Annotated in this window: 6 protein-coding genes; all 6 read right to left on the bottom strand. The window is 77.0% G+C overall.

Annotated features, from left to right (window positions below; translation table 11 throughout):
* Positions 1 to 130: 130 nt before the first annotated feature.
* Entirely contained in the window at positions 131 to 925 is a 795-nt protein-coding gene (locus tag ACFCX4_RS35030; RefSeq protein ID WP_376151314.1) for a winged helix-turn-helix domain-containing protein, read from the bottom strand.
* An 82-nt stretch (positions 926 to 1,007) separates the two neighbouring features.
* Positions 1,008 to 1,280 (bottom strand): hypothetical protein, encoded by a 273-nt coding sequence (locus tag ACFCX4_RS35025; RefSeq protein ID WP_376151312.1) that lies wholly within the window; start codon positions 1,278 to 1,280, stop codon positions 1,008 to 1,010.
* A gap of 193 nt (positions 1,281 to 1,473) precedes the next feature.
* Positions 1,474 to 1,602, bottom strand: coding sequence for a hypothetical protein (locus ACFCX4_RS35020; protein WP_376151310.1), 129 nt, complete (start codon positions 1,600 to 1,602; stop codon positions 1,474 to 1,476).
* 356 nt (positions 1,603 to 1,958) lie between these two features.
* The gene (locus ACFCX4_RS35015; RefSeq protein ID WP_376151318.1) at positions 1,959 to 2,507 is read right to left on the bottom strand and encodes an ATP/GTP-binding protein; all 549 of its coding nucleotides are present in this window, start codon (positions 2,505 to 2,507) and stop codon (positions 1,959 to 1,961) included.
* 133 nt (positions 2,508 to 2,640) lie between these two features.
* Positions 2,641 to 2,970, bottom strand: a complete 330-nt coding sequence (locus tag ACFCX4_RS35010) for a DUF742 domain-containing protein (protein WP_376151316.1) — start codon at positions 2,968 to 2,970, stop codon at positions 2,641 to 2,643.
* 209 nt (positions 2,971 to 3,179) lie between these two features.
* The gene (locus tag ACFCX4_RS35005; protein WP_376151309.1) at positions 3,180 to 3,599 is read right to left on the bottom strand and encodes a roadblock/LC7 domain-containing protein; all 420 of its coding nucleotides are present in this window, start codon (positions 3,597 to 3,599) and stop codon (positions 3,180 to 3,182) included.
* Between the last annotated feature and the right edge of the window lie 687 nt (positions 3,600 to 4,286).

Genomic DNA, 4,286 nt, shown 5'->3' with positions numbered 1-4,286 from the left:
ATATTGTAAAGTGTCTCGTGGTGTCTGATTGTTTTATACGAGACCGGCCCCGGCTCCACGGCGCGCCGGGACGCGTGGCCGTGGAGCCGGGGTGACGTGCGGTCGGGGTGACGTTCGGCCGGAGCGGGGATCAGGCGACCGGGGTGTACTTGTAGCCCACCCGGCGGACCGTCACGATGCTGTCCCGGTAGGCCACACCGAGCTTGCGGCGCAGCCGGGCCACGTGCACGTCCACCGTGCGGCCGTCGCCGACGTGGCCGTAGCCCCAGACGGCGGAGACCAGGTGGTCCCGGGTGTGCACCCGCTGCGGGTGCTCGGTCAGGTGGGCGAGCAGCTCGAACTCCAGGTAGGTGAGGTCGAGCAGCCGCCCGTCCACGTAGGCGTTGCGGCGCTCCACGTCGACCGTGATGCCGCGGCCGGCGGGGCGCACCGGGCGGGCGGGGGCACCGGCCGCCGGCGGGGCGGCGACGGGGCCGGCCGGCGCCGCGGGGGCCTGGGCCGGAACCGGGGCGACCGGGAAACCGGCCTGCGCGGGGACGGCCGCCTGGACGGCGGCGCCGCCCTCGGCCGGGACCAGGACCAGGTAGCCGACCATCGGCTGCCCCGCCGAGGCGCCGAACTGCGCACCGTACTGGGCGAGCAGGGCCTGCGGCAGCGAGCCCTGCGGCAGCGCGGCGACGACCGCCGCACCCTCCGGCAGCGCCGCGAGCAGCGACTGCGGCGGGAGCGAGGGCAGCACCGGCGATCCGCCGGCGGGCGCCGGGGGCACGGCGGCGGAGGGCAGGGCGCCGGGGCGGCCCTCCGCGGGGCGCGGCGCGACGGGACCGCCGTGCCAGCGTTCGGCGGTCGAGGAGACGGAGCGGACCGCGCGCAGGTGCGGGGTCGAGGAGGGGTAGGGAAGGGTGGCGGTGGAGGTCGAGGACATGATGCCGCTCATTTCGCGCGTGACGGACGGGGTGGAGTCGTCTGCGCGTCGACCGGGCGTGCTGCCGAGGACTGACCCGGGGTCAGCGGAAGGAGTGCCGGGACGCGCTGGGCGAACCCGGACACGTCTGGTCGAACAGGTGCGGCTGCCGGGACGGCCAGAACGGCTTGAGGTCGGGGTGACGACCTCTCCGTCCGTCTCCGGCGCGGTTCCCGCGCCCATCCGGCCGGGTGAACGCCGCCTCGGACCGCGTCTCCCCGGTCGCACCGGCCGTGCCGTCCGCCGCACGGGCGGCGGCGGTGACGGCCACGGTGGTGGCGACGGCCGGGGGGAGGGTGGTGCTGGCGAGGTTCACTGGTGCTCTCCGCGAAGCGGGCAGGGGCGACGGCGGCCCACCGGACGGCTGTCCGGTGCTGCCGGGTCGACGGTGCGAGGGGCCGTCGGTTTCCGCCGGTCCCGGTGGTGCGGGGCGGACGGGCCGGGCCGGACGGGGAGTTCCCGGGCGGCGGACGGCGGCGACGGTGACGTGGACGGCGACGTTGGCGACGTCAGCGACAACAGGCGCTGCAGATCAGCGCGTGGTCGATGTACCGCCGGACGGTCAGCGCCGGGGTGACCGGGAGGGCGAGGTGCGGGAAGGCGGACACGTCCGAGGACCGTCGCTGCTCGACGTTCACGGTGCGGCCCCTCCCCCCTCTGTTCCCGGTGCGCCGGCACGTCCCTGTGCCGCGCTGCGGCGCGTGTGCCGGACGCACTCGGTGCGCGGCACGGATTCGAGGCATCCCGGTTGCGGGCCGGGCGCCCTCGTCCCCAGAGCCTTCCACGCCGGAGCGGTCAAGGCAACCTGCGTGCGCCGGATCGTCCGGCATGTGAGCACATTGCTGAGACGGCGCCCGTCCGGGCGGGGGCACGCACGCCCTCCGGGGGGGGCGTGCGGCCGCCCGGTGGTGCGCCCCTGCCGGCCGGCGGGCGGACGTCCGGAGCGGCCCGACGGCCGTCCGGCGGACGGAAGTCCGGGGGCGGCGACCGTGGTTCAGACCCGGGCGGGTGCGGCCCGGCGGCGGGCCGCGGCGTGCTCGACCAGCGCCACCAGCAGCTCCTTGCCGTCCTCGCGCAGGCGCGCGTCGCAGAGCATCACCGGAATGTCCGGGTCCAGGTCGAGCGCGTCCCGGACCTCCTCGGGGGCGAAGACCTCGCCGCCGTCGAAACAGTTCACCGCGACCAGGAACGGGATGCCGCGCTGCTCGAAGAAGTCCACCGAGGGGAAGCAGTCCGCCAGCCGCCGGGTGTCGGCCAGCACCACCGCGCCGAGCGCGCCCCGGGCCAGCTCGTCCCAGACGAACCAGAACCGGTCCTGGCCGGGCGTGCCGAACAGGTAGAGGGCGAGCCCGGGCCGCAGGTCGATCCGGCCGAAGTCCATCGCCACCGTGGTGGTGCGCTTGGCCTCGACGCCCGCGATGTCGTCCACCGGGCGGCCCAGCTCGCTGAGTTCCTCCTCGGTGCGCAGCGGGCGGATCTCGCTCACCGCGCCGACCAGGGTGGTCTTGCCCGCGCCGAAGCCGCCCGCGACCAGGATCTTCACCGCGGCCGCCGGACCGCCGCGCCAGCGCGGGTCATTGCCCGTCCGGCGGCCGGCCGCGTCGTCGGTCCGGCCGCCGGACGGGGTGTGACTCCGGTCGTGGACGGGAGCCGGGGCGGCGGCGGTCGCGGGGAGGTCAGAGCGCACGTAGTCCATTGATCACGTCTCGCAGCAGGCGCTCGTCCGGCAGCTCGGCGAGCGGAACGGGTCGGGTGACGCTGATCAGCTCGGCGTCGTGGAGATCGCCGAGCAGGACGCGCACGACGCTGACCGGCAGGTCGGTGTACGAGCCGAGCTCGGCCACCGAGATCGGCTCCCGGCGGCACCAGGCCAGGATGGTCTGGTGCTCCGGATCGAGCACGTGGGCGGGCACGGCGCCCGCGCCCGGCGCGGGGTCCTTCGCGGTGATCAGCGAGATCAGGTCGAACAGGCCGTCCTCGACCGGCCTGGTCCGGCCGCGGGTCATCGAGTACAGCCGCACCACCGGGCCGGCCTCGTCGTCGAACCAGCGGTCGTCGACCGGGGTCCGGGGGTGGAAGAGGTCGACTCCGGGATCGTCCGGGTCCCCCTCCTCCCGCCCCCGCTCCTCGGGCCCCCGGCCGGCCGGCTCCCCGCGGCCGTCCGTCCCCGGCTCCCGCGGCACCGGCGTCGGTTCCTCGTCCGGCATCGGACCGCTCATCTCCCGGGCGGGGCCACGTCGGCGCGCGGTTCGGCGGCCAGGTGCTCGCCGACCCGCTTGACCAGCAGGGCCATCTCGTAGGCGATCTGGCCGATGTCGGCCTCGGCCTCGCTCAGCACCGCCAGGCAACTGCCGTCGCCGGCCGCGGTGATGAACAGGAAGGCCTCGTCCAGCTCGACCATGGTCTGGCGCACGCCGCCGACCTTGAAGTGCCCGCCGGCGCCCTTCGCCAGGCTGTGGAAGCCTGCCGCGACGGCGGCCAGGTGCTCGGCGTCCTCCCTGTCCAGGCCGCGGGAGGCGCCGGTGGCCAGGCCGTCGCCGGAGAGGATCACCGCGTGCCGCAGGGCGGCGACACGGCCCACCAGGTCGTCCAGGAGCCAGTTGAGGTCTCCGGTCGCCTGCGTCGAAGTGGTCATGAATCTGTTCCTTCCGCTGGAGCGGGTGGTGCGGGTCGTGCCGGTGGTGCCGGTGGTACGGGTCTTGCGGATCCTGCCGGTGGTGCGGGTGCTGCGGTGCCTTCGGCCGGCCCGTGGGACAACGGACCGGCGGGTGCGCCCGGTTCCGCCGTACCGCGCCGGGGCCGGATGATCCTGGTCGGCGGCGGGACCGGCGCGCGGCGGGCCAGCGGCGCCGGCTCGCCCGCCACGGGGCCCGGCAGCGCCGCCGGGGCGGGCGCCGGGGCCAGCGCGCGGCGCGACGGGTCCGGCGGCAGCCACGCGGACACGGCTCTGGGTGCCGGCGCCGGTGCGGGCGGCGGGGCGACGGAGGCGCCCCGGCCGCGGGTGAAGCCGCGCTGGAACGAGGCGAAGGTGGCCCGCGCCTCCTCCGGCGAACGCTCACGGGCCGGCTCGGCGGCGCCGCCCGGGTGTCCGCCGACAGGGCCGGCCGCCTCCGCGGCCCGCTCGCGCAGCTGCGGGGCGAGGCTCGCCTGGCGGACCCGGCGCGGCAGGGCGCCCTGCCCGGCCGCCGGGGCCGCGGTGCCGGCCGCCGCAGGGGCGGCGCCGTCCACCGGGGCGCCCCCGCGCGGCGCGGCGGCGGGGCGTGACGGGAGGGTGCGGGTCGGGAGGCCCTGCGGCGGGGCGGCGTGCGGCACGGCCTCGACG

The sequence above is a fragment of the Kitasatospora sp. NPDC056327 genome (genome assembly GCF_042261735.1).
Taxonomy (GTDB): Bacteria; Actinomycetota; Actinomycetes; order Streptomycetales; family Streptomycetaceae; genus Kitasatospora.
This window is presented reverse-complemented; position numbering and strand designations above follow the sequence as displayed.

What these genes read in the sequence shown, in the direction of transcription:
- ACFCX4_RS35030 (WP_376151314.1), bottom strand. Translation starts at nt 925, where the DNA reads ATGTCCTCGACCTCCACCGCCACCCTTCCCTACCCCTCCTCGACCCCG.
- ACFCX4_RS35010 (WP_376151316.1), bottom strand. Translation starts at nt 2,970, where the DNA reads ATGACCCGCGGCCGGACCAGGCCGGTCGAGGACGGCCTGTTCGACCTG.
- ACFCX4_RS35005 (WP_376151309.1), bottom strand. Translation starts at nt 3,599, where the DNA reads ATGACCACTTCGACGCAGGCGACCGGAGACCTCAACTGGCTCCTGGAC.